The following is a 23,969-nucleotide window of genomic DNA, read 5'->3' on the forward strand; positions in this document are numbered from 1 at the left end:
ATGTCTAATTTTGAATTATATGATCATAGAGCAATAAATTCATACAATACAGTAGTAATAATAATATAAGGAAATAAGTAATTTATGTCATATCAATATGTTTATGAAATGGTTGGTTTAAGCAAAATTATAAATGGTAAACGAATTTTAAAAGAAACAAATTTATCATTTTTACCAAAAGCTAAAATCGGTATAATAGGTCCAAATGGAGCAGGCAAATCGACTTTATTAAAAATAATGGCAGGTATTGATAGAGAGTTTGAAGGTAAAGCAACAGCTAAAATTGGTATAAAAGTAGGATATTTACCTCAAGAACCGTATCTTGATGCTAGTAAAAATGTTTTTGATAATATCATAGAAGGTCTTCATGAAAAGAAAAAACTTATTGATGAATTTAATTATATAAGTAACAAATTTGCTGCTGAAATCGCTGATGAAGAAATGCAAAAGCTTTTTGATAAACAAGCAGAATTGCAAGAAAAAATAGACAATTGTGATGGATGGAATCTAGAACGTGAAATAGAGATCGCAATGCTTGCTTTACGTTGCCCACCAAAAGAAGCAGATATTACAAAAATTTCCGGTGGAGAAAAAAGAAGAGTGGCTTTATGTAAATTGCTTTTAGAGAAACCTGATATGTTGTTACTTGATGAACCTACAAATCATTTGGATGCAGAATCAGTTTCTTGGCTTGAGGATTATTTAAAGCATTATGAAGGTACTGTAATAGTAATTACCCATGATCGTTATTTTTTAGATAATGTTACAGAATGGATATTAGAAATAGATCGTGGAAATTGTATACCGTGGGCATTAAATTATAGTTCTTGGCTTGAGCAGAAGCAAAAAAAATTAGCTTTAGAAAGTAAAGAAGACGATGATAGAAAAAAACAATTGAATCGTGAACTTGAATGGATTCGTCAAACTCCAAAAGCTAGACAATCAAAAAATAAAGCACGTATTACAGCATATCAAGAGTTATTAAATAAACAACAAGAACAAAAAACTGATCCTACTCAAATAATTATACCTAACGGACCTCGTTTAGGTGATCTTGTTATTGAAGCAGAACATATAGCTAAAAAATTTAATAATAAAATATTATTATCAGATTTTAGTTTTAAAGTTCCACGTGGAGCTATTGTAGGAATTATTGGACCGAATGGAGCAGGTAAGTCTACTTTATTTAATATTATTACAGGTAAAATAATGCCAGATAGTGGTTCTATTAAAATTGGTCAAACGGTAAAATTAGGTTATGTCGATCAATCACGGGATCATTTAGATGATAATAAGACTATATGGGAAGAAATTTCAGAAGGTCTAGATGAATTACAACTTGGTAATAGAATAATTAAAAGTAGAGCTTATTGTGCAGCTTTTAATTTTAGAGGCGGTGATCAACAAAAAAAAGTTGGACAACTTTCAGGTGGAGAACGTAACAGAGTACATTTGGCAAAATTACTAAAAGAAGGAGCAAATGTTATATTATTAGATGAGCCGTCTAATGATTTAGATATTGATACGTTAAGAGCACTTGAAGATGCTATTTTAGATTTTGCAGGTTGTGTATTAGTGATTAGTCATGATAGATGGTTTTTAGATAGAATAACCACTCATATTATATCATATGATAAAGAAAATAATGCTACATGGTTTGAAGGAAATTATCAAGATTATCATGAATATATGCTAAGTACTAACGGGGAAAGTATTTTAAATCCAAAATATAAACATAAGAAATTAATATAAATATGTCTTTAACGCAAATATTATTAATTTTGTTTGTAGGAATATTGGTAACAAAACCGCATGATATTTTTATAATTATTAAAGAATTAAAAAAAATAAAAGCGTATTTAATTAATATTAAGTCATCTATTGTCAAAAATATAGATGAACCGTTAGAAACAGAGCAGGTAAATTTTTATTTAAAAAAAATTATTAACCTAGAAGGTTATTATCATGGTAGTTATGATTTAACGACAATAAAAGAAAAATATTATACACTAATAATTAATAATGACTTAATAGAAAATGAATCAGTGCCTGATATAACAGAGAAACACTAATCCGTGCCTCGCTCAATTGATTAAATCTAAGAATTATGCAAAAAGTAGTAAAACTTAACAATATCAAAATAGGAAATGATTTACCGTTTGTTCTAATTACAGGGCCTTGTCAGATTGAAGGAAAAGATCATGCGTTGTTTATGGCAGAAAAACTTGTTAAATTAACTAGCAAGCTTGAGATTCCATTTATTTATAAATCTTCTTTTGATAAAGCTAATAGAACTTCCGTACATGGGATTAGAGGAGTTGGTATTGAGAAAGGTTTAGAAATTTTATCAAAAGTAAAATCTGAATTCGATTGCCCTATTGTTACTGATGTTCATTCAGAGAGTCAATGTACTGAAACAGCTGAAGTAGCAGATATTTTACAAATTCCGGCATTTTTATGTAGACAAACCGACTTGCTTCAAGCTGCAGCAAAAACAGGTAAAATAGTAAAAGTAAAAAAAGGACAGTTTCTAGCTCCGTGGGATATGAAAAATGTACAAACAAAACTAGAAACTTTTGGAGTAAAGGATATATTATTTACAGAGCGAGGAACATGTTTTGGCTATAATAACTTGGTATCTGATATGCGTAGTCTTGCAATAATGGCAGAGTTAAATATACCTGTAGTTTTTGATGCCACACATTCCGTTCAGCAACCGGGTGGGCTAGGAGGCAGTACCGGCGGAGAAAGAAAATATGTAGAGTTACTTGCAAAGGCAGCAACTTCTGTAGGTATCGCCGGTATGTATATGGAAGTACATCAAGATCCCGATAACGCTCCAAGCGATGGTCCATGTATGCTGAAGTTGGATAATCTAGAGTCTATTCTTATCAAACTAAAAAAATATGATAAAATTACAAAAGAAAAATAACTGCAAATTTTACCTTTCAAAATATATATAAATATCCCCTATTAATTCAATTTTAAAATAGAAGTAATAATTTTTTACAATATAAAAAATAGAACTTTCCTATCGTTAGAATTTCACAAATTCGCCTTTAAATCTTTGTTGTAAATTTACTTATTTAGAATTTTTTTAAATAGTATTAATATTGATTTATTCAGCTTATAGATCATAAATGTTTTTATTTGTATAAATGCAAATAATTTATAGGTATAATTATTTATGGAATCAAATAAAAGCAGTTGGCAGTACATTGCTTGGTAGTCCTAAACAGAAAAATATAAATGATTTTTTGACGGAGTAAATAATAATATAAAATTAAAACCTTATCAAGTAACTGATAATGTAGAATCTAATAAAGGACAAAAAAAATATTATAAAGAAGCATTAGAATGGCTTGATAAACTTACGGGATCGCAAGCTAAGCATATTATTATATCTATAAATGAAATAAAAGCCAATGCTCATTATTATTTAGGTATGATCTATGAAAATAGTAAATCGGAATTAGATTGGTTTAGAGCAATAAGAGAATATATTAGTACTCTGGAAATTGATAAAGATTTTAACTTTCTCTATAACCATGATACAATTCCGTACATTTTTAGCAATATTTGTAAAAAAATAGGTGGATTATTTTAAATTTAGGGAGATTCTATAAGGACGAAAATAAAAGCGAAATAGTAATTAAATTAGCTGCTTTTGAATGTTTAAAGGCTGCAAGTATAGCTAGCCCTCAGGAAGAACAAAAATTATTGTTAAAAGTTCATAAAGTTTATAGTACGGAGATGGAGGAAAATACTGCTTTTATACGCTCAATGCTTGACAAAGGTAAGATGGAAGATCTGAGTATAGTTACTAAAGAGGCTGACAGAACAAAATTTTTAAGTGATACACAGACTATAATAAATGATTTTGTTTCACTGCCGGAGCTGCAAGCCACGGAGTGGCCAGAAGTACAACAAAATCAAAATGAGTAATTGACTAATAATCAACAAGAAGTAAACAAATGCCAATTAATACAGGACATAGGCATTGGGTAAATATGAGATAATGATACAAATAAGATAATATTTACTTATAATGATCCTTTGGGCAGATCGTTAAATGCTCATCCTGACTTAGTAAAACTTATTACCGAGGTTTGCTCTGATGCAGAAATAATGGATTTCAAAACTCAAAAACAAGAAGAAGGAAATACTTAGGACTAAGGAGTTTTGGTATGCGATGATTTAATAAGACAATCTCAAGGCCTGAAAATTCTCTCTACGGAGCAATGTAAAGGACAAGGACTAAATTTAAGAAAATCTCAAGCTGAAACATTAAAATAAAGTTTAATAGCTCTCAACAAGTCCAAGAACAACATGTTTATATTAACATTAGATAGTAATGCTTCAGATAACGAAGAAGATAAAGATAATAACGTTAATAGTAATGAAGTAGAGCGTCCTCCTGATGATAATAATGACGAAGTTGAAGTAGGTGGAGCAACTATGCAACTTAATGATTAACATTAAAAGTTTGACGTTGCGATGTCATTGCTGCTGTTGCAGGAATGACATCGGCATTCTAATAATAATGCCCACTCGCAATACTTGCATTTACACCGAGAAAGAATTACCGCAGCCGCATTTTGCTTTAGCTTGCGGATTACTAACGTTGAAATATGAACTGCCTAGTTCTTCTATAAAATCGAGAGTGCAATCTAGCATAAATTTTTGAGAGATAGGATCAATAATAATTGTAGCATTATGTTTAGTAATGACATAATCATCTTGCTCTATATTATCTTTTGAGACTAGTTCATAATTATACATAAGTCCTGAGCAACCGCCGCTATCAACCGAAACTCGCAGTACTAAATTCTTATCTTTTTCTAGCTTTACTAACTCGCAAACCCGTTCAAAAGCTCTATCCGTAATTGTTATCGTCACTTAAAATTACCTTGTAAAAGTCTCATAAATTATATAGTATATCTTAATATTTTTCAAGTTGGCTTTGTTGTGTGGATACCCAATCGGCATTGCGAGCAGCCGTAGGCTGCGTGGTAATCTCATGAAATAATAACAAACTCCTGAGATTGCTTTGTCAATTGCTATGCAATTTCCTCGCAATGACGAAAAGTTAGAACCACAACAACGTCTTTCAAAATAAAGGATAACGATGCTTGCTTCATACGCTTCTGATCCTCTTAAAAGTAGGGGAAGATTATATAAGGAAATCCCGACCTCTTATAGAAACGAGTTTGAACGTGATCGTGATCGCATTATACATACTAATGCATTTAGGCGTTTGCAATATAAAACTCAAGTTTTTATTAATCACGAGGGAGATCATTACAGAAATAGGCTAACTCATTCTCTAGAGGTTTCGACTGTTGCACGTTCGGTCGCTAGTACTTTAAATTTATCAAATGATTTAGCTGAGACAATAGCACTTGCTCATGATCTTGGGCATACGCCTTTCGGTCATGCGGGAGAGCGGGCTTTAAATGAATGTATGAGAGAGTATAACGGCTTTTCTCATAATGCTCAATCTTTAAAGATACTAACATTACTTGAAAAAAGATATGCGGCTTATAATGGAGTAAATTTAACATGGGAAGTTTTAGAAGGAATAGTAAAACATAACGGTCCTATACTAGGCGAGATAAATGAATATATAGCAGAGTATAATAAGCAAAATGATTTAGAACTGAGTACCTATGCATCGGCAGAGGCTCAAATAGCAGCTCTTGCCGATGATATTAGCTATATTTCGCATGATTTGGAAGATAGTATCGGTGCTAAAATTATCGATTTTAATAGTCTTGCTGAACTTAAATATATTGATCAACATGTTGTTGAACTCAAGTCAAAATTTAAAAATATTAGTTCCTCATGTCTGATTTATGAGGTAGTACGTAAGCTAATACATGAGTTAATTACCGATTTATTATGGCAAACAAAAGAAAATTTAAATAAAGAAAAAATTACTAACATAGATGAAATACGTAACTTAAATTATCAGATAGTGGATTTTACGGAAAAAACTAATAAAAATATTAAGGAAACTAAGAAGTTTCTTCATGAGCGAGTTTATAAAAGTAATAAAATTACGGCCATCAGCCTTAAATGTACTAAAATCGTACAAGGGCTGTTTAAGGTTTATATGGATGATATTAATTTATTGCCGGTTAATTGGAAAATGCTAATAGACTCTAATGAAACATATAGTAAAGCTAGAGTTATTGCTGATTATATAGCAGGGATGACTGACCGTTTTGCCATTCAGGAATATAATCAGCTCTGCTCGACTTCCTACATAACTTGCTTCTAAGGGTAATTTGTGCGTCGCTGCGGTGCTGCGTTCTGTGTCTCCTACAAATTCCTCCTTATTAGCAAGCGTTTGTAAGAATTCTATTCGCTGAATTTTAATAACATTTAATAATTATGAACATATTTAATCAATTGAAACAAGATATAATTGTGGCAAGCAGGCAATTATATAATAATCAAGCAATAGCAAATACTGCTACTATTGATATACCAAAAGATAGTTTTAACGGTGATTTATCAAGTAATGTTGCAATGATTATTGCAGCTAAAGAAAGTCTTGCTCCTCGGGAAGTGGCTTTAAAATTTAAAGAAGTCCTTATAACATTACCTTATATTGCAAGTATAGAAATAGCAGGACCGGGCTTTATTAATTTTACTATAAAAGCTGATAGTTGGCAGGCATCAATAAAGGATATTTTACAGCATGAAGAAAAGTTTTTTGAAATTGATATAGATAAAAGCAGAAATATTAACATCGAGTATGTTTCGGCAAATCCCACCGGTCCAATGCATATAGGGCATGCTAGGGGTGCGGTATATGGTGATGTGCTAGCAAGGATTTTGCAAAAGGTAAGTTATTCCGTTACAAAAGAATATTATGTTAATGATGCAGGCTCACAAATAAATGATTTAGTTAGTACGGTATTATTACGTTATAAAGAAGCTTTAGGTGAGCAAATTACTATCCCTGCCGGGTTATATCCGGGAGAGTATTTAATTCCACTTGGGCAAATTTTAGCGAAAGAATACGGCAATAAATTATTAACGATGAACTATGCTGAAAGGTTCAAAATAATTAAAAGTTTTGCCGTAGAAAAAATGCTTGATTTAAATAGAAAAGATTTAGCAGATTTAGGGATTAAACATGATATATTTTTCTCTGAGCAATCATTGCATGATAAAGGTAAGATAGAGGAAACAGTTAAACTACTGGAGCGTATGGGGCTAATTTATGAAGGTACGTTACCTGCTCCTAAAGGTAAAATTCACGAAGAGTGGGATAATAGAGTTCAAAAATTATTTAAATCTACTAAGTACGGTGATAGTCAAGATCGTCCTATAGAAAAAGCTGATGGAAGTTGGTCTTATTTTGCTTCTGATCTTGCATATGCTAAGGATAAAATAGAGCGGGGAGCGAATCACTTAATTTATGTACTGGGTGCCGATCATAGTGGATATGTTAAAAGAATTGAGGCAATAGTTAAAGCTTTAGGTAAGGAGCAGGTTAAAGTGGACGTTAAAATCTGTCAATTGGTCAATTTCGTTGAAAACGGTGTGCCGGTTAAAATGTCAAAACGTCTTGGGAGCTTTGCTAGTGTGCAAGACGTAAATAATGAGGTGGGGAAAGATATCATAAGATTTATGATGTTGACTAGACAAAATGATAAGCCACTTGATTTTGATTTGGTAAAAGTAAAAGAACAATCAAGAGAAAATCCTATCTTTTATGTACAATATGCACATGTGAGAACGATATCTATTTTATCAAAAGCTAGAGAATTAATGCCTGAATCTTATAATAACTTTGAATCAGGTAAGTATGATTTATCTTTATTATCCTCTGAAGAAGAAATTGAGATTATAAAACTTTTGGTTAGCTGGACAAAAACATTAGAAGCATCTGCAAAATATTTTGAACCGCATCGCATCGCATTTTATTTAATAAATTTAGCCTCAAAATTTCATTCTATGTGGAATTTCGGTAAAGAAAATAGCGAGTATAGATTTGTAATTGAGAGCAATAAAGAATTAACTCTAGCACGCCTTGCTCTTGCAAGTGCCATACAGAAAGTTATAGCTAGCGGTCTCGAAGTGATAGGTGTAGAACCAATGAACAAAATGTAGTTAGGTTTTCATCGTCATTGCAAGGAGGTATTACTCATGTGGATACCGAGTCGTCATTGTGAGCAGCCGTAGGCTGCGTGGCAATCTCATAAAATAATACTCCTGAGAGTGCTTCGTCAAAACTTACAATTTTTCCTCGCAATAATGTTTTTCTATTATCAAATTACTAAATATGATCAATAATATTTTTATTAAAATATTTCTAGTATTTTTAGTATGTATGTCCGCTATTTATTTTGGTTATCAATATTATCAGAATAGCAAGCCGGTAATTACTATTTATCCTGATGAGCTGCCTACGAAAATAAAACCGTCTATAATAGAAAATAACCAAATAGCTGCAGTACATAGTGCAATATATGAAAATCTTGTTGCTAAAGATACAAATATTAAAACCGTAAAATTGCTTCCTGACCCTGAGAAACCTATGAGTATAGATTCTCGCAACCAAAGTCAAAGCGATGAATCTTTTGATGAAATATCTAACCTTATTGCATTAATAGAGCCAAATAATAACTCCAAAAATGAAACGGATTTAAATATAATAAAGCTTGAAAAAGGAAGTAAAGATAAGGTTAGTAATGCTAAAAATTGTAAAAATAATGAAAGTTATAAAGTACAACTAGGTTCGGTAAAATCTGAAGCAGAAGCAATGAAAGAAGGGGAAAGAATAAAAAAGCAATTCCCGAAAATTCTTAAAAATGTTGTTATCACAACCAAAAAAGTTAAATATGACGACGGCAAATTTTTCTATTTAATCTTAGCCGGTGATTATGGTAGTCTTAGTCAAGCTAAAGCGGTTTGTAAGAAATTAGCTTATAATAAGCAGAGTTGTGTGTTGAAGTGATATTTGTATACTCTTATGTCATTCCTGTGAAAGCAGAAATCTATCATAAAGCGAGATAAATCGAGCTTTTAATTTTAAGAATTTGCTGTGTTTATACTTTTTTTCTGGATTCCTGCTTTCGCAGGAATGACATAGAGAACCACGCAACAACGACTATAAATAAAAACTAAATAACTTATGAAAGAAGCTAAAATAGAAAATATTGACTTTGGTAATGCATTATCAGAGCGTTATCTTGCTTATGCGTTATCAACAATTATGTCACGTTCACTTCCTGACGTACGTGACGGACTCAAGCCTGTACATCGTAGGTTATTATACGCAATGCTACAGTTAAGGCTTGAGCCGAATTCCGGCTATAAGAAATGTGCGAGGGTGGTCGGTGACGTAATAGGTAAATACCACCCGCACGGTGATGTGGCAGTGTATGATACCTTGGTACGCCTTGCTCAGCATTTTTCGTTGCGTTATCCTTTAATTGATGGGCAGGGTAATTTCGGCTCTATCGACGGTGATAATGCAGCAGCTATGCGTTATACCGAATCACGTATGACGAACATATGTACGTTATTAATGGAGGACATCGATAAAGATACGGTAGATTTTCGCCCTACTTATGATGGTTCCGATTTAGAACCGGTAATAATGCCGGCAAGTTTTCCGAATTTATTAGCTAATGGTTCTGAAGGGATAGCAGTCGGTATGGCAACCAATATACCGCCGCATAATTTACATGAGCTTTGTGATGCTCTAATACATTTAATTAACTATCCGAAAGCTGAAATTAACGATATAATGAACTTTGTCAAAGGTCCTGATTTTCCGACCGGCGGCATAATTATTGATAAAGCTGAAGTTATTAATGCTGCATATACTACTGGACGTGGTAGTCTTAGAGTGAGAAGCAGATGGGAAAAAGAGGAGCTAAGTTACGGTACATATCAGATAGTCGTAACCGAGATACCTTATCAGGTTCAGAAATCAAAACTTATAGAACAAATAGCAATATTACTAAAGGATAAAAAAATTCCCCTTGTTAGCAATATTAGAGATGAATCAACAGACATTATAAGGTTGGTTATAGAGCCGAGAGATCGGGGATGTGATCCGCAAATAGTTATGGAATCTCTATTCAAGCTAACGAATTTAGAAAGCCGCATTCAGTTAAATATGAATGTGATCGGCAGTAATAACGTGCCGAGAGTAATGAATATTTTAGAGATTTTACAAGAGTTTCTATATCATAGACAAAATATTGTTACTCGCAGATCAACTTATCTTTTAAACAAAATCAAGCATCGTTTAGAAATTCTAAAAGGGCTTAGGATAGCTTATCTAAATCTTGATGAGATAATTAAAATTATTCGTGAAGAAGATGAGCCAAAAGCGATAATAATGGAGCGGTTTAAACTAACCGAAATACAAGTAGAAGCGATATTAAATACCCGTCTTCGCTCGCTTCGCAAGCTTGAAGAGCAGGAAATTATTAATGAGCATAGTAATTTGCAGAAGCAACAAGCTATATTAGAAGAAATTCTAAATAATCCTAAAGAACTATGGAAAATAGTTAAAAAAGAAATCAAAACAGTACAAACGAAATTTGGATTAAATACGGTAATAGGAGCAAGGCGTACAAGCTTTGAGGAAGTAACGTTTACGAATCAAGTAGTTGATATAACGGCTTTCATTACTAAAGAGCCGATTACTATTATCTGCTCAAAAATGGGGTGGGTGCGTTCGTTAAAAGGTCATAACACCGATTTATCGACTATCAAATATAAAGAAGGTGATGCAGAAAAATTTATTTTAGAAGCTTACACGACTGATAAAATATTAATAGTTAGTTCAGAAGGCAGATTTTTTACTTTGCTTGCCGATAATATTTCCAAAGGTAAAGGAACAGGGGAATCTATAAAGCTACTTGTGGATATAGGTAATAACGATATTACGAATATTTTAGTCTATAAACCTGATCAGCTTTTATTACTTGCAAGTAGTGTAGGTAAAGGGTTTTTAGTTAATTCAAATGAAGTAATGGCTCAAACAAAAACAGGAAAGCAAATTATGAATGTACCGGATGGTCATGTATGTATAGCTTGTTTACCTGTAAACGGTGATAGTATTGCTTGTATCGGTGAAAGTCGTAAATTATTGGTATTTAATATAGATGAAATACCTGAAATGAAAAAAGGGCAAGGTGTAACGCTGCAAAAATTTAAGAATGCTAAGCTTCTAGATATTAAAATATTCAATAAAGAAGACGGCTTAAGTTGGAATAACAATGGAAAAGTAAAACTTGAAAAAAACATTGTTGCATTTTTAGGCAAAAGAGGTAGTACCGGTAAATTACCTCCTATGGGCTTCCCAAAAAATAATAGATTTTCATCATATTAATATAGGAGGGAAAAGATTTTCATTGTCCTCTGATGCTGGTTTTCGATGTTCTGAGTTACATATCTTTAGAGAATTATCCTGTTGCATATTAAAAAACTTCAATGCTGCCTCAAAATCCCTGTCTTTTGTATAGACTTTCTGAATATTTAAAGCATGTAATATTGTAAATATTTTTTAAGTTGGCACTAGAAACAAAATTATATGTATCTTTAAATAATAATTTAGAAGCGGTTGCATATCTTGTAACTGCTTTTAATCCATTTACAAAAGGAATATCCTGAGCTTGTAAATTGAGCATAATTCATAGTGTTACTCCTGTTTTAAAATAATAAAAATCATATATCACATGATTACCATATATTGTGATGCAACCACAATATATGGTAATCAGAGAAAATCAATATCTAAAAATAAAAAAAGTAAAATATATAATTTTATTTAATCAAAAGGCAGTATAGAATAAATTTTTCAAGGTTTGGGCTGGTACTTGAAGTACAAAAGCTAAGCATAATTTGACAAGAATTAGAGTACTGTAAGCTAATAGAATGGTTTAAAGATTTAACAGAAGAGACAACAAGATTATTACAACGACGGAACTATAAAGTTTATTGATAGTTCAATTAAAAAAATATAATAATCAAGGCATAAGATTACTCTAAGCCTTAATTATAATAGTGATGGCAATTAATTTGTAAATAATTAAAACTTAAGTTTTGTACCTATAAGACCAACAGTACCTCGTGTTGTTTTACTAGGTGCTTCAGGGTAATATACAGGTTTACCTTTAGCTTGGAAATGAGAAATTTCAGCATATGGTAATAAACCAGGCATGATCTTATATTCAGTAGCGAGGCTTACAGCATCAACGGTGTTTTTATATCTTGAAGTTTTAAGATATTCAAGACTTGTTTTTATAGGTCCTTGTCCATAAGCAATTGCTCCATTGTAATAATAGGTATCACGACCGACTTTATAATATTCCTTAGCGGTTAAGCTTTTACCTAAATTACCATAAGAAGCACCACACGAGAAATTACCATAAGTAAATACAGCTCCAAGATTATATGCTTTTAAATTAGAAAGTTTATAGGTATTAAGCACTTGAATTGTAGTTCCGTCCTTTTTAGCATGAATAAGACGACGAGCAGGTTTACCGTATTCTCCGGTGACAGATAGTTTTAAGTCTGCATCTTCGCTAATTTCATGTTCATAAGTTAAGCCGGCAGAAAAAGCATCCCTAATATTCTGATTAATAGTCATGGTTTCGTTATTCTCTAATTTAACCGTCTTTATTCCGGTTTTAGAAACACTAACTCCTTTTCTGCAGCTTTCAAGCGTTAAATTATTTATATCTCTATTACCGCCTGTATTAGCAGTATCGGGAGTATAAGAAACTCCGGCTTGGAAGCCTTTCATTTTAGGCGTGAAAAAATTCAATCTTCTAGCTCTCTCAGTTTTATCATTGATTTGATCAAAAGAATTAGAGTATGACTCAAGATAAAAGCTAGCATTAGTATCAAAATCCGGTTTTAAACCATTATATCGCATATATTGACCGTCAAGTAGAGCATATCTAGACCATCCTCCGGTACCTGCAGTTACTTGACTACCGGTAATACGCAACTTAGCGCTTGCATCAGCAGGAGAGCCTAGTTCTACTTTACCGTAACTAGTTTCAATAAATATATGTGACCCATTATAACTTGTAGAGGTTTTTGCTCTTGTAGTAGGCTGAAGCACTATTTTAGCACCTGCTATTACATCATTGATAGTTTTAGCAATAGTGGCCGCAAACGCTGCTTCCGTGTAAAACCCTAGCTTTTTCCTGTTATCAGTTACATTTTTATCAAATAAAATTAAGTGATTCTGTTTAATATAACCGTTTTCAAATAAATAGAATCCTTCTAATTTTATTTCAGTATCAGAATTAGAAATAACAGGTGTTGGATTTTCTTCGGCAAGACCAGCCGATGCAAGGCAAATAATACTTGCAGCTAATAATAATTTTTTCACTTTAATAATAGCTCCTAATAAACTTAAATAAAATTTACTAATACAAAGTAAATTTTTAGTATTAATAAATATAAATTAACTATACTAATATAATAATACTTTTCAGAATTGACAATAAAAAACTATTTTAATTTGTAATAATTGAATTTTAAGTATATAATATTGTATTATTATCACTATCATTATTCAAATAGTCTCAGACTTATAGTTTTAAAGAAAAATTTTGTATTGTAAATAATTATGAGCTATAATCATTAGCTTATTAATTAAATCAAGTTATGATTATGGCTATAATGTCAGATAAGTGGGTAAAAGAAGCTGTTATAAATCACAGTATGATAAGGCCCTTTGCAGAAAAGCAGGTAAGAGTGCATAATAAAGAAAAGATTATTTCTTACGGCTTATCTTCTTACGGCTATGATGCTAGAGTATCTAATGAATTTAAAATATTCACCAATATAAATTCTACTACGGTTGATCCAAAAAATTTCAGTGAATATAATTTAGTTGATAGAGAAGTAGATGTGTGTATTATCCCACCTAATAGCTTTGCCCTTGGCAGAACTATAGAATATTTTAAAATACCGCGTGATGTATTAGTTATTTGTGTCGGCAAGTCCACTTATGCAAGATGCGGTATAATAGTAAATGTGACTCCGTTAGAACCGGAGTGGGAAGGACATGTAACTTTAGAGTTTTCTAATACTACTCCATTACCTGCTAAAATATATGCAAATGAAGGAGCTTGTCAGTTTTTATTTTTAAAGAGTGATCAAATTTGTGATACTTCATATGCCGATCGCCAAGGAAAATATATGAAACAAGTAGGCGTAACTTTACCGCTAACATAACTTTTTTATGTAGAAAATTATATTAAATTTTTAATAAGGATTTTTATGAGTACAATAAACACCGATACTAATGAGACAATACCGCATATTTCCGTTAATGCACAATATATAAAAGATTTATCTCTTGAGAACCCTTCTGCCCCGTCTTCTCTTGCGGCTTTGGATCAACGCCCTCAAATTGATTTATCTCTAGATATAAATATTACTAATTTATCGGAAGAAAGTTTCTATGAAGTAGAGTTAAATATCGAGGCAATTGCAAGAAATGAGAAATATAAATTATTTCAGGTAGAATTAAAATATGCTGGAGTATTTAATTTAATTAATATTGATTCTGAACAACATCCGGTTTTATTATCCGTTCATTGTCCGGCAATGATATTTCCATTTGCCAGAAAAATTATAGCTAGCTGTACTCAAGATGCAGGATTCCAGCCTTTAATGATTGATCCTATAGATTTTGGTGCCTTATATCATAAGAAAATGTCAGAGCATCAAAACTAAGAAAATCATTTAATTATTTAATAAATTTCATTTTAAACGCCATGGTTTTTAAACCACAGATAGAGCTTAATAGTAAAAATTTTATCAAGATTAAATATTCTTTACTTATATTATTAATGAATGTATAAAGCACTAGATAAAAAATTATAATTTAGTTAACAATAATTACCTGTAATTAAATTATAGCACAATATAAAAATTGAATTTTATGGAGAAAAATAATGAGAGTTTTGTTAATTGAAGGCGAACCGGAAATGGCTAACTTAATTGAACTAACTTTAGCTTCAGAAGGGATAGTTTGCGATAAAGCTTCAGTTGGTGTAGAAGGTTTAAGACTTGGTAAAGTTGGTGGTTATGATCTAGTAATATTAGACCTTATGTTACCGGATATTAATGGTTTTGAGATATTACTAAGATTGCGTGCTGCAAAAATAAAAACCCCAATCTTAATTTTATCTAGCTTAACGGATACGTATCAAAAGATTACTGGTTTCTCTTCCGGCGCCGATGATTATCTAACCAAGCCGTTTGTAAGAGAGGAATTAATTGCTAGAATTAAAGCTATAGTTAGACGTTCTAAAGGTCATGCAGCATCAGTATTTAGGTTTGATAAGGTTAGCATAAACCTAGATACTAGAAGTGTAGAAGTTGACGGCAAAAAAGTACATTTGACGAACAAAGAATATGCTATTTTAGAGCTATTAATACTCCGAAGAGGAACTATCTTAACTAAAGAAATGTTCTTAAATCACTTATATAGTAGTGTTGATGAACCGGAAATGAAAATTATTGACGTATTTATTTGTAAACTTCGTAAAAAGTTAAGTGATGCTGCCGGCGGTAGAGATTATATCGACACAGTATGGGGACGTGGTTATATGCTAAAAGAATATGATGAGTTACAACAAAAAGAAATTTTAGCACAAGGAGCATAATTAATGCCTTTATCTACTTCTTTACTTGGTAAAAAAAGTACTTATAAAGATAGTTATGATGTGACTTTATTATTTAAAATTCCACGTATAAATAATCGAAACGAACTTGGAATAAATAGTAATAATCTTCCGTTTTACGGTGTAGATGTTTGGAATACATATGAACTATCTTGCCTTAATAAGAACGGTAAGCCATGGGTTGGAGTAGGCACTTTTTATATACCGACGGATTCTGAAAATATAGTAGAATCAAAATCATTTAAATTATATCTAAATTCTTTTAATAACTTTGTTGTTGAATCAGTAAAAGAACTAGAAAGAATTATCTTGCAGGATCTAAGTAATGTTACACACGCTAAAGTGACAGGACGTATATTTCCTATAAATACAAAAGTAGAATTTGGTGTTCCAAGTGGTAAAAATATCGATGATTTAGATATAGTATGCAATAATTACGGTGCACCCGATAATAGTTTAATTGAGTATGAAGATATTTTGGTAGAAGAAGAGATTAATTCTAATTTACTCAAATCAAATTGCCTAGTAACCAGTCAACCGGATTGGGGTACAATCGTTATAAAATATAAAGGAAAAAAGTTAAAATATGATTCTTTTCTGAAATATTTAATATCTTTTAGAAATTGTAATGAGTTTGCAGAGCAGTGTGCTGAGCGTATTTTTACAGATATTAAAAACGCTATAAGTCCTGATTTTCTTTCTATTTATATAGTATATGCTAGGCGTGGAGGAATTGATATTTGTCCCTATCGTTCTACCGATAAAAGTTATACTTTACCTAGCGATAAACGATTTATTAGGCAATAATCACTTTTCTACTCCATAAAAAATCCGTTTATAAGAAAAGTATTGTCAGTGTGGATTGAAAAACGCATCCGTTGTCAAGCCATGGAATGACAACGGAATCTAGCTTAAAATACTATTAATAGTATTTTAGATCTTTTTTGGATCCCGTGGGTCAAGCCACGGGGTGACACAGTGGATTTTACCGGTCCATCCAGCAATGTTCTGACTATACAGAAATGACATAAACGAGCTACGCAATAACGCTGATCAAGGTGGGGTAACAATCAAAAATAATTCACGTAAGCAAGCTTTTCACAGGATAGCAGATAGTATAATTTTATGATTCTTTTGTAGGATTTTGTGGAGGCTTTAGGCTTTCTACTATTTTATTCAGGTCTATTTGACTACAGATCCCCAGTAATACGGGATCACGAGGACGAATAGAATTCATATTCCAATGGCTACGGGTTCTAATAGCATCTATAGTAATTTTAGTAGTACCTATTAATTTAATTATTTGATGGTCTTGGATGTTCGGATAATTAGACAATAACCAATATATAGCATCCGGTTTATCTTGACGTCTTGCTATAGGAGTGTATTTAGCACGTTTTTTTTTCTGATTTTTCATCAATTCATCAGCAGGGCTATATGAAATTTGTAAATTAGCATTAGGATCTTTACTGCAACGCTCAATTTCTTCTAAAGTTAACTGACCGTTTGCAATTGGATTTAAACCTTTTATAGAGTGTGCTACTTCACCGTCAGCCATACCTTTTATTTCAAATTCATGAATACCGCAAAAATCGGCAATTTGTTTAAAAGTTAAAGAAGTATTTTCAATTAACCATATAGCCGTGGCTTTTGGCAGAAGCGGTAATGTTTTTTGTGAATTCATGATAATTGTTTTTTGGCTTAACTTAAGAAATTATAACAAATAGAGTTATTTAAGTCAATCTTCATTTAGAAACTTAACTATCTCCTCAACTACTTTCTTAGCATCGCCGAATAACATAAAAGTATTATCGTGATAAAATAGCGCATTTTTTATACCTGCATATCCGGATGCCATAGAACGTTTAATAAACAAAATCGTACGTGCTTTTTCGACATCGAGTACCGGCATACCGTAAATTGGACTGTTCGGATCATTTTTAGCAGCAGGATTAGTTACGTCATTTGCACCAATCACAAGCACTACGTCAGTGGTAGCGAAATCTCTATTAATTTCTTCAAGCTCAAGTACTTTCTCATAATCTATATTAGCTTCTGCAAGTAAAACATTCATATGCCCCGGCATTCTACCTGCTACCGGATGTACGGCAAAACGTACATTAATATCTGAACGTTCTAATATATCAACCATCTCTTTTATGATATGCTGAGATTGGGCTACTGCCATACCGTAACCGGGAACAATTATCACCGATGATGTATTAAGTAGTAAATGTGCCGCATCTTCAGGGCAGCTTGTTTTTACTATTTTATCGTCGTCTATATCCTTGTTAATTCCAGTAGGTGCAGGCAAAAACGCCCCAAAAATAACCTTAATTAATGAGCGATTCATCGCTTTGCACATTATATAGCTAAGTATAGCTCCGCTACTACCGACTAATGCTCCAGTAATAATAAGTAGGCTATTGCTAAGCGTAAAGCCTATACCTGCTGCCGCAAAACCTGAATAAGAATTTAGCATTGAGACTATAACAGGCATATCTGCACCGCCTACCGGTATTATTAGTAATACTCCGATTAACAGTGATAAAAAGACTATTAGATTAAATAAAAATATATTCTCTGAACGAATAAACGATATTACTAGAATAACCAATATTATTGCCGTTAATAAGCATATATATTGCTGACCGTAGAATTTTAACTGGCTACTTTTCATTAAGCCTTGTAGTTTTAGAAAAGCTATAATCGAACCGCTAAAAGTTAAAGCACCGATAGAGACGCCTACTGATATTTCTATTAATGCATTAATCGGTAAACTGCCTGCTATTCCTATAGAAAAATTTTCAGGAGCAAGTACTGTAGCATAAGCTACAAATACCGCAGCAAGACCGACAAAAGAGTGAAATCCCGCTACTAATTGAGGCATTGCTGTCATGGAGATTTTAAGTGCGATAATCCCGCCTATTACAGCACCTAATAATATGATTGCTATAATGGGTAATTTATGAGTAAAATCCGGTAGGAAAAAAGTAACGATGACTGCTATCGCCATCCCCAAAATACCTATGGTACTGCCTAAACGTGCTTGTTTCTGTGAGGATAAGAATTTGAGTGATAGAATAAAGCAAACAGCTGCAACTAAGTATAATAACTGGATAATTTGTAGGGACATAGGTGAATGTATGTTTATATTATTAGTTATTTAGTGTCATACCGCGGCTTGACCACGGTATCCAAAAAAAATAAAAAAACTGGATCCCGCGATCAAGTCGCGGGATGACAAATACGCTTCAAGAACCATGCAACAAGGCTAAAAAGTAAATCCTATACCTATAGAAACTATTAAAGGATTAAGTTTAACTTTAGAGGTCATGGTTTTATTACCTACTAAATTCGGTTTATACTCAAGTTTAGGATTTAAGAAAAATTGTCTTACGTCAATATTGATTAAAGTATCGTCTTTAGCATAAAAATCTACACCTATTTGTCCTACGGCACCGTGTCCGTTTCTAATTTTAAGACCGGTAGCTTGAGTAAGCATATAAGAACCGTGATAACCTATACCTATATATGGTCTTATTCCACCGTAAGGAGCTATATGAAATTGTCCGGTAACTGTTGCAGGAATAATATAAATAGGTTTGTTTTTTCCTAGTTTAACATTATCAACGCCATAATTATGAGCAACGGCTGCAAGGGATGTATATTTAGTGCGTAAAACATTAAAGCCAAGTGATAATTCAGTAGCTAAATAATTATTAAAGAATATAGTAGTGGACGCATCACCTCCATAACCATTTTTTGCCACTTCGCCTACTGAAACAGGTTGAGGAGAGGTAGGAGTAGGTAATCCTTTTTGCTTAGCACTTGAAACAACACCTCCTAGACGCATCTTGAAAACTAAACTGCCTTCGTTTTCGTAATACGGTGTACTATCATAGTCAGAAGCAGAGTCTACATCATCATACATGCTTTTAGCAAAACTATTAATACTTATGCTGGATACAAACAAAATTATCCCTAATTTTTTCACTATTCTTAACATATAATTATAACCTTTACTTGCTTAAAATTGATTACCGTATTATTATATAAAATTTTTGTTTATATTATTTATACCATTGTCATAAAAGATAGAATTCTTTTATGCTAAAAGTCAAGACATTTAAGTAAAATTATAGAAATTATTGGAGCATATTAATGAATGATGCATTAAAAACATATTTCACTGGTATAGGTTGGTTTTTACTTAGTTTAGTAAGTAGTAGTGCCAATGATGTAATATCTAAATATCTTGGGACTCGTTTACATAGCTTTGAAGTAGCTTTTTTCCGCTTCTTTTTCAGTAGCATAGTTTTACTACCTTTTGTTGTTTATTATGGTAAAAATACTTTAAAAACAAGTCGTCCTTTTGTACATATATTAAGAGGGTTATTATTATTTTTCGGTATGACTTCTTGGACTTACGGTCTTACCATAGCTCCCGTTACTACTGCAACAGTCGTAAGTTTTTCTATTCCTTTATTTACTTTAATACTTGCCATATTTTTTCTGAACGAAAATATTATTTGGCCAAGATGGGTAGTTACCGTAGTAGGATTGATAGGACTTGTTATTACGCTTAAACCGCATGCCGAGGATTTTAACCCAGAAATTTTGTATTTTGTATTAGCCGCTATTTCATTTGCTATGCTTGATATTATTAATAAAAAATTCGTAATAAAAGAATCGATGATTAGCATGCTATTTTATTCGGCAATAGTAACTGCTATAGTGTCGTTACCTGTAGCATTGCAGTATTGGCTAACTCCTAGTAGTTTTGAATTAGCTTTATTGTTTGTACTCGGTAGTAGCGGAAGCTTAATATTATTCTTCCTGCTTAAAGCTTTTTCCATGGTAGATGCAACCGCTACCGCTCCTTATAGATATTTAGAGCTGGTGATTTCGGTAATAGCGGCATATTTCATATTTAACGAATTTCCTGATAAAAGCACACTTCATGGAGCAGTAATAATAATTCCTACCACCTTGTTTATAATATATTCCGAAAAAAAAGCTATGAATAGAAAACATGAATTGCAGTAAACTAGTATTTTCAAGCGGTATCGCTAACATTTTTGAATGGTATGATTATGTATTATTCGGTTATTTTGCACCCATAATAGGAACAAAATTTTTTCCAAATGATGATGCTAATAGTTCTTTACTGCAAGTTTTTTTAGTATTTGCTATAGGTTATTTGGCAAGACCGTTGGGCGGCATATTTTTTGGTGTTATCGGTGATAGATTTGGACGCAAAGTAGCCTTAACTAGTGCGTTATTTTGCATGTCTGCCCCAACCGTATTAATAGGAATATTACCAACTTACCATACTATCGGTATAACTGCGACTATATTAATGATTTGTGTACGAATTCTACAAGGATTATCAATGGGGGGAGTTTTGACCGGCTCTATTTCCTTTGTTATTGAGCATACTAGCCATAAACACCAAGGCTTCACCGGTAGTATTTCAATGTCTAGTATATGCGCTGGTTTATTGCTTGGTTCTTTTGTTTCTTATATCGTTAAGAATATCCTAACAGCTTCACAATTTGATAGTTTTGGCTGGAGAATACCTTTTTTACTTGGTTTTTTTATTCTTTTTGCAGCATTTTATATTAAAAAAAATACACACGAAACACCGAATTTTAAAAATCTAAGAGAGCAGAAAAAGATTTTACAATCACCGTTAAAAAAAGTCATTACCAATTATTGGTTTGATATATTAATCTCGATTTTTATCAATGCTCCCGGTTCGATAATATTCTATCTCACTACAATTTACTTGGTATCGTTTTTAAAAATCAGCCGCAACTTTACTGAAAATGAGGTAAATAGCCTTGCTAGCGTGTGTTACGTGATTATGATAGTCGTAACTTTATTAAGCGGTTATCTATCCGATATTATAGGTCGCAGGAAAATTTTTGTAATTAATCTGATAATAATTATTGTAACAACGCCATTTTTACTTAATAATTTTGAGAATGGGGTCTTCACAAGTGTAATTATCTCACAATTGATACTTGCTATACTTGCTGCTAGCTATATCGGTCCTGAACCGGCATTACAAGCAGAATTGTATCCTACAAATATACGTAACACTGCTCTCTCTATTTCATATAACACTGCTACAAGTATTTTTGGTGGTACTACGCCTCTTGTCTTTGAATATTTAGTACACAAAACAGGGCATGTAACCTCAGCAGTTTATTATGTCATATTAAGCTGTATTTTTGCATTGATTGCCTTATCTTTTTATAAAAATAGAAGTTTAGATAAAATATGAAAAAAATTACAAAACCTGCAAACCTAGTTGAATTTAATAACAAAATTGTAGTCTTTAAACCTAAGAGTTATTACTATGGCGATGTTTGTGAACATAAAATAACTGCAAAGGGATTAGTCTTTGCCAGTATCTCTGAGGATACATCAATCATTCCAGAACTTTTAAAGAAGTAACTAGTGACGAAGCAATTTCAAGGATAGATCTAGACTTATTCGGTACATGTCATAGAGTTACTACGAGTGTAACGGCTGACCTTCTACAATAAGAAGAAAATGGTTGTTTGGCAATGAGGCTTGTTACTGCAGAAGAGATACCCAAATTACACAAGTTAGTACAAGATAATAAAATGATATTAGCATGCCAAACCAAAGAAAAAACACTAAAGATTTTAAGTGATTATTTACAGAAAGAATTTGGGATGCATGCTAATGAAACTATATTAGCATCTTATGATGGGGTACATATAAGTGGAGCGCATGAAGAGATCGAATAAGAGCTTTTTTGTAAAGAGTAAACGAATGTCCAAAATTTTTCTTGATTTAATGACAAATATGTGGCAAAAAGAGTTTGAAATAATCTTGCTACTATAGCTCAGGGGTAGAGCACTTCATTGGTAATGAAGAGGTCGGGGGTTCGATTCCCCCTAGTAGCACCACCACACATCCTAAGCTTTGTGAGTAACCTTTCTTGAAAAATTCATATGCTGATTTTAGTCTAGTTTCTGTCAGATACTATTATAGTATTATGTTTATTTTATAAAGCTAAGTTGCAAATAATATAAAACTAATGTATGATTTACATTTAAAATACGGTAACGATTATTTTATTATATGATAGACATTCTTCTTTTTGTACATATTACTATTGCAATATTGCTAATTATAGTTATTCTGATGCAGCGTAGCGGATCGGATGGGATTAGTAGTATAAGCGGCGGTAATAATATGGGAGTAGTCAGTGCTAAAACAGTCGGTAATTTTCTTACTAAAAGCACTATAATACTTACAACATTATTTTTAATAAATGCAATAGTACTTGCTAACCTTTCCTCAAAAAAGAAATCTGATTTAGTTTCTAAGATTAATGAAATTGAAGAAAATCAAGCAGAAAATAGTTTACCTATAGCTAAATAGTTACAGCTTTATCTTAGTAATATCTCTCATACTTGTCATTGTCTACCTTTGTTGGTGTTGTTGCGTGGATCGGTCAAATCCACTGTGTCACCCCGTTGCTTGACCATGGGGTGACAGATAAAAGTACTGGATTCCTGCTTTTGCGGGAATGACATAACAGGAGTCATGTAACAACACCTATGGATCAATGGCATGACATCAGAGAATTTAGTATAGTTTTCAGAACTCCCAATATATATTATTAGAGTACAGCAATGTTTTTGCACCTAAAATAATTTTAGAAATGGCTATAGAATTTAATATAAAAGAAAAATTTTATATCATTTTATGTACGTTTTTTACAGTATAGTAGGAAACTTAATATAGCAAAAATTTGTTTACCTTAATATTTTTAATTTTTATATTCTTGAATTATCTATAAGAGCAATTTTTTACCCGTTAACTTTTTTATTAACGGATTTAATAGCTGAGTTTTACGATAAAGAAAGAACCAATTTTTGTGTAAAGCTTGCTATTATTTTTAATATAATAGTAGTTTTAATAATAAGTCTCATGGATAAATTGGAAGCTACTAATATCTTTTTTAGTATCAACTTTTGCTTGTTATATAGCTCAACTTGTTGATATTAATATTTATTTATGGATCAGAAATAATTTTAGTACAGCAATTTCTTTATTTATCGATACTTTTATTGTAATTGGGATTATGAGCTTATTTAATATTTTTCCTTTTGACCAATTAGGGCATCTTGTACTTAATAGCTATTCATTGAAACTATTTTTTACTATATTTAGTACTCCAGTATTCTATGCAGGAGTGTTTGGTTAATAAGTTTATTCATTAAGAAAGGATAA

Annotated in this window: 24 protein-coding genes, 1 tRNA gene and 1 pseudogene; 21 read left to right on the forward strand and 5 right to left on the reverse strand. The window is 32.1% G+C overall.

Annotated features, from left to right (window positions below):
* The first annotated feature begins 84 nt into the window (after positions 1 to 84).
* The 6 genes from ettA (at position 85) to ACHBLB_RS02925 (ending at position 4,476) form a co-directional block, all read left to right on the forward strand.
* A complete protein-coding gene (gene ettA, locus ACHBLB_RS02900) occupies positions 85 to 1,752 on the forward strand; it encodes an energy-dependent translational throttle protein EttA (RefSeq protein WP_475842495.1) in 1,668 nt (555 codons plus the stop codon).
* A gap of 2 nt (positions 1,753 to 1,754) precedes the next feature.
* Positions 1,755 to 2,072, forward strand: coding sequence for a DUF2672 domain-containing protein (locus ACHBLB_RS02905; RefSeq protein WP_004996813.1), 318 nt, complete (start codon positions 1,755 to 1,757; stop codon positions 2,070 to 2,072).
* Between the two features lie 35 nt (positions 2,073 to 2,107).
* Complete coding sequence (gene kdsA / locus ACHBLB_RS02910) at positions 2,108 to 2,932, forward strand: 3-deoxy-8-phosphooctulonate synthase (protein WP_475842497.1); 825 nt, start codon at positions 2,108 to 2,110, stop codon at positions 2,930 to 2,932.
* A gap of 788 nt (positions 2,933 to 3,720) precedes the next feature.
* Entirely contained in the window at positions 3,721 to 3,945 is a 225-nt protein-coding gene (locus tag ACHBLB_RS02915; protein WP_475842500.1) for a hypothetical protein, read from the forward strand.
* A 111-nt stretch (positions 3,946 to 4,056) separates the two neighbouring features.
* Positions 4,057 to 4,170, forward strand: coding sequence for a hypothetical protein (locus ACHBLB_RS02920; protein ID WP_475842502.1), 114 nt, complete (start codon positions 4,057 to 4,059; stop codon positions 4,168 to 4,170).
* A 159-nt stretch (positions 4,171 to 4,329) separates the two neighbouring features.
* Entirely contained in the window at positions 4,330 to 4,476 is a 147-nt protein-coding gene (locus tag ACHBLB_RS02925; RefSeq protein WP_475842504.1) for a hypothetical protein, read from the forward strand.
* Positions 4,477 to 4,566: 90 nt separating this feature from the next.
* Here ACHBLB_RS02925 and ACHBLB_RS02930 read toward each other — a convergent pair whose 3' ends face one another.
* A complete protein-coding gene (locus ACHBLB_RS02930) occupies positions 4,567 to 4,899 on the reverse strand; it encodes an iron-sulfur cluster assembly accessory protein (protein ID WP_012150318.1) in 333 nt (110 codons plus the stop codon).
* A 229-nt stretch (positions 4,900 to 5,128) separates the two neighbouring features.
* On the opposite strand from ACHBLB_RS02930, the gene ACHBLB_RS02935 reads away from it, so the two are divergent.
* The 4 genes from ACHBLB_RS02935 to parC all read left to right on the forward strand — a co-directional run bounded on the left by ACHBLB_RS02935 (position 5,129) and on the right by parC (position 11,368).
* Positions 5,129 to 6,283 (forward strand): deoxyguanosinetriphosphate triphosphohydrolase, encoded by a 1,155-nt coding sequence (locus ACHBLB_RS02935; RefSeq protein ID WP_012150319.1) that lies wholly within the window; start codon positions 5,129 to 5,131, stop codon positions 6,281 to 6,283.
* 113 nt (positions 6,284 to 6,396) lie between these two features.
* The gene (gene argS / locus ACHBLB_RS02940) at positions 6,397 to 8,127 is read left to right on the forward strand and encodes an arginine--tRNA ligase (protein ID WP_475842506.1); all 1,731 of its coding nucleotides are present in this window, start codon (positions 6,397 to 6,399) and stop codon (positions 8,125 to 8,127) included.
* A 172-nt stretch (positions 8,128 to 8,299) separates the two neighbouring features.
* A complete protein-coding gene (locus ACHBLB_RS02945; RefSeq protein WP_475842508.1) occupies positions 8,300 to 8,974 on the forward strand; it encodes an SPOR domain-containing protein in 675 nt (224 codons plus the stop codon).
* A 177-nt stretch (positions 8,975 to 9,151) separates the two neighbouring features.
* Positions 9,152 to 11,368, forward strand: coding sequence for a DNA topoisomerase IV subunit A (parC, locus tag ACHBLB_RS02950; protein ID WP_475842510.1), 2,217 nt, complete (start codon positions 9,152 to 9,154; stop codon positions 11,366 to 11,368).
* Positions 11,369 to 12,067: 699 nt separating this feature from the next.
* Here parC and ACHBLB_RS02955 read toward each other — a convergent pair.
* Complete coding sequence (locus ACHBLB_RS02955; RefSeq protein WP_475842512.1) at positions 12,068 to 13,381, reverse strand: porin; 1,314 nt, start codon at positions 13,379 to 13,381, stop codon at positions 12,068 to 12,070.
* A 284-nt stretch (positions 13,382 to 13,665) separates the two neighbouring features.
* On the opposite strand from ACHBLB_RS02955, the gene dcd reads away from it, so the two are divergent.
* The 4 genes from dcd (at position 13,666) to queF (ending at position 16,496) form a co-directional block, all read left to right on the forward strand.
* Positions 13,666 to 14,232, forward strand: coding sequence for a dCTP deaminase (dcd, locus tag ACHBLB_RS02960; protein ID WP_475842514.1), 567 nt, complete (start codon positions 13,666 to 13,668; stop codon positions 14,230 to 14,232).
* Positions 14,233 to 14,277: 45 nt separating this feature from the next.
* Entirely contained in the window at positions 14,278 to 14,736 is a 459-nt protein-coding gene (gene secB / locus ACHBLB_RS02965) for a protein-export chaperone SecB (protein WP_475842516.1), read from the forward strand.
* A 221-nt stretch (positions 14,737 to 14,957) separates the two neighbouring features.
* Positions 14,958 to 15,671: a response regulator transcription factor CtrA gene (gene ctrA, locus ACHBLB_RS02970; RefSeq protein WP_010976784.1), complete on the forward strand. Its 714-nt coding sequence runs from the start codon at positions 14,958 to 14,960 to the stop codon at positions 15,669 to 15,671.
* Between the two features lie 3 nt (positions 15,672 to 15,674).
* Positions 15,675 to 16,496 carry an NADPH-dependent 7-cyano-7-deazaguanine reductase QueF gene (queF, locus tag ACHBLB_RS02975; protein WP_475842518.1) on the forward strand — a complete coding sequence of 274 codons (822 nt, stop codon included), beginning with the start codon at positions 15,675 to 15,677 and terminating at the stop codon, positions 16,494 to 16,496.
* 316 nt (positions 16,497 to 16,812) lie between these two features.
* Here the strand turns inward: queF and ACHBLB_RS02980 are convergent, their stop codons facing one another.
* The 3 genes from ACHBLB_RS02980 to ACHBLB_RS02990 form a co-directional block, all read right to left on the reverse strand.
* Positions 16,813 to 17,373, reverse strand: coding sequence for a cell cycle transcriptional regulator TrcR (locus ACHBLB_RS02980; RefSeq protein WP_012736602.1), 561 nt, complete (start codon positions 17,371 to 17,373; stop codon positions 16,813 to 16,815).
* Positions 17,374 to 17,427: 54 nt separating this feature from the next.
* Positions 17,428 to 18,825 carry an NAD(P)(+) transhydrogenase (Re/Si-specific) subunit beta gene (locus ACHBLB_RS02985; protein ID WP_475842520.1) on the reverse strand — a complete coding sequence of 466 codons (1,398 nt, stop codon included), beginning with the start codon at positions 18,823 to 18,825 and terminating at the stop codon, positions 17,428 to 17,430.
* A gap of 138 nt (positions 18,826 to 18,963) precedes the next feature.
* The gene (locus ACHBLB_RS02990; RefSeq protein ID WP_475842522.1) at positions 18,964 to 19,698 is read right to left on the reverse strand and encodes an OmpW family outer membrane protein; all 735 of its coding nucleotides are present in this window, start codon (positions 19,696 to 19,698) and stop codon (positions 18,964 to 18,966) included.
* Positions 19,699 to 19,853: 155 nt separating this feature from the next.
* On the opposite strand from ACHBLB_RS02990, the gene ACHBLB_RS02995 reads away from it, so the two are divergent.
* The 7 genes and pseudogenes from ACHBLB_RS02995 to ACHBLB_RS03025 all read left to right on the forward strand — a co-directional run bounded on the left by ACHBLB_RS02995 (position 19,854) and on the right by ACHBLB_RS03025 (position 23,969).
* On the forward strand, positions 19,854 to 20,738 hold the full coding sequence (locus ACHBLB_RS02995; protein ID WP_475842524.1) for a DMT family transporter: 885 nt from the start codon (positions 19,854 to 19,856) through the stop codon (positions 20,736 to 20,738).
* On the forward strand, positions 20,725 to 21,981 hold the full coding sequence (locus ACHBLB_RS03000; protein ID WP_475842526.1) for an MFS transporter: 1,257 nt from the start codon (positions 20,725 to 20,727) through the stop codon (positions 21,979 to 21,981). Before ACHBLB_RS02995 ends, ACHBLB_RS03000 begins: the two co-directional genes overlap by 14 nt.
* Positions 21,978 to 22,154, forward strand: a complete 177-nt coding sequence (locus tag ACHBLB_RS03005; RefSeq protein WP_014362722.1) for a hypothetical protein — start codon at positions 21,978 to 21,980, stop codon at positions 22,152 to 22,154. Before ACHBLB_RS03000 ends, ACHBLB_RS03005 begins: the two co-directional genes overlap by 4 nt.
* 107 nt (positions 22,155 to 22,261) lie before the next feature.
* On the forward strand, positions 22,262 to 22,474 hold the full coding sequence (locus ACHBLB_RS03010; protein WP_475842528.1) for a hypothetical protein: 213 nt from the start codon (positions 22,262 to 22,264) through the stop codon (positions 22,472 to 22,474).
* A gap of 87 nt (positions 22,475 to 22,561) precedes the next feature.
* Positions 22,562 to 22,636, forward strand: a tRNA-Thr gene (locus ACHBLB_RS03015).
* Between the two features lie 175 nt (positions 22,637 to 22,811).
* A complete protein-coding gene (secG, locus tag ACHBLB_RS03020) occupies positions 22,812 to 23,114 on the forward strand; it encodes a preprotein translocase subunit SecG (protein WP_004996773.1) in 303 nt (100 codons plus the stop codon).
* A 283-nt stretch (positions 23,115 to 23,397) separates the two neighbouring features.
* A pseudogene (locus ACHBLB_RS03025) lies at positions 23,398 to 23,969 on the forward strand (VUT family protein).

It is taken from the genome of Rickettsia lanei, assembly GCF_056242675.1.

Excerpts from the sequence above, each read along its gene's own strand:
- secB (WP_475842516.1), top strand. The coding sequence starts at position 14,278 with ATGAGTACAATAAACACCGATACTAATGAGACAATACCGCATATTTCC.
- kdsA (WP_475842497.1), top strand. The coding sequence starts at position 2,108 with ATGCAAAAAGTAGTAAAACTTAACAATATCAAAATAGGAAATGATTTA.
- dcd (WP_475842514.1), top strand. The coding sequence starts at position 13,666 with ATGGCTATAATGTCAGATAAGTGGGTAAAAGAAGCTGTTATAAATCAC.
- ACHBLB_RS03005 (WP_014362722.1), top strand. The coding sequence starts at position 21,978 with ATGAAAAAAATTACAAAACCTGCAAACCTAGTTGAATTTAATAACAAA.
- ACHBLB_RS02935 (WP_012150319.1), top strand. The coding sequence starts at position 5,129 with ATGCTTGCTTCATACGCTTCTGATCCTCTTAAAAGTAGGGGAAGATTA.
- ACHBLB_RS02980 (WP_012736602.1), bottom strand. The coding sequence starts at position 17,373 with ATGAATTCACAAAAAACATTACCGCTTCTGCCAAAAGCCACGGCTATA.
- ACHBLB_RS02925 (WP_475842504.1), top strand. The coding sequence starts at position 4,330 with ATGTTTATATTAACATTAGATAGTAATGCTTCAGATAACGAAGAAGAT.
- ACHBLB_RS02945 (WP_475842508.1), top strand. The coding sequence starts at position 8,300 with ATGATCAATAATATTTTTATTAAAATATTTCTAGTATTTTTAGTATGT.
- ACHBLB_RS02990 (WP_475842522.1), bottom strand. The coding sequence starts at position 19,698 with ATGTTAAGAATAGTGAAAAAATTAGGGATAATTTTGTTTGTATCCAGC.
- parC (WP_475842510.1), top strand. The coding sequence starts at position 9,152 with ATGAAAGAAGCTAAAATAGAAAATATTGACTTTGGTAATGCATTATCA.
- ctrA (WP_010976784.1), top strand. The coding sequence starts at position 14,958 with ATGAGAGTTTTGTTAATTGAAGGCGAACCGGAAATGGCTAACTTAATT.
- ettA (WP_475842495.1), top strand. The coding sequence starts at position 85 with ATGTCATATCAATATGTTTATGAAATGGTTGGTTTAAGCAAAATTATA.
- ACHBLB_RS02905 (WP_004996813.1), top strand. The coding sequence starts at position 1,755 with ATGTCTTTAACGCAAATATTATTAATTTTGTTTGTAGGAATATTGGTA.
- ACHBLB_RS03000 (WP_475842526.1), top strand. The coding sequence starts at position 20,725 with ATGAATTGCAGTAAACTAGTATTTTCAAGCGGTATCGCTAACATTTTT.
- argS (WP_475842506.1), top strand. The coding sequence starts at position 6,397 with ATGAACATATTTAATCAATTGAAACAAGATATAATTGTGGCAAGCAGG.
- ACHBLB_RS02995 (WP_475842524.1), top strand. The coding sequence starts at position 19,854 with ATGAATGATGCATTAAAAACATATTTCACTGGTATAGGTTGGTTTTTA.
- ACHBLB_RS02985 (WP_475842520.1), bottom strand. The coding sequence starts at position 18,825 with ATGTCCCTACAAATTATCCAGTTATTATACTTAGTTGCAGCTGTTTGC.
- queF (WP_475842518.1), top strand. The coding sequence starts at position 15,675 with ATGCCTTTATCTACTTCTTTACTTGGTAAAAAAAGTACTTATAAAGAT.
- secG (WP_004996773.1), top strand. The coding sequence starts at position 22,812 with ATGATAGACATTCTTCTTTTTGTACATATTACTATTGCAATATTGCTA.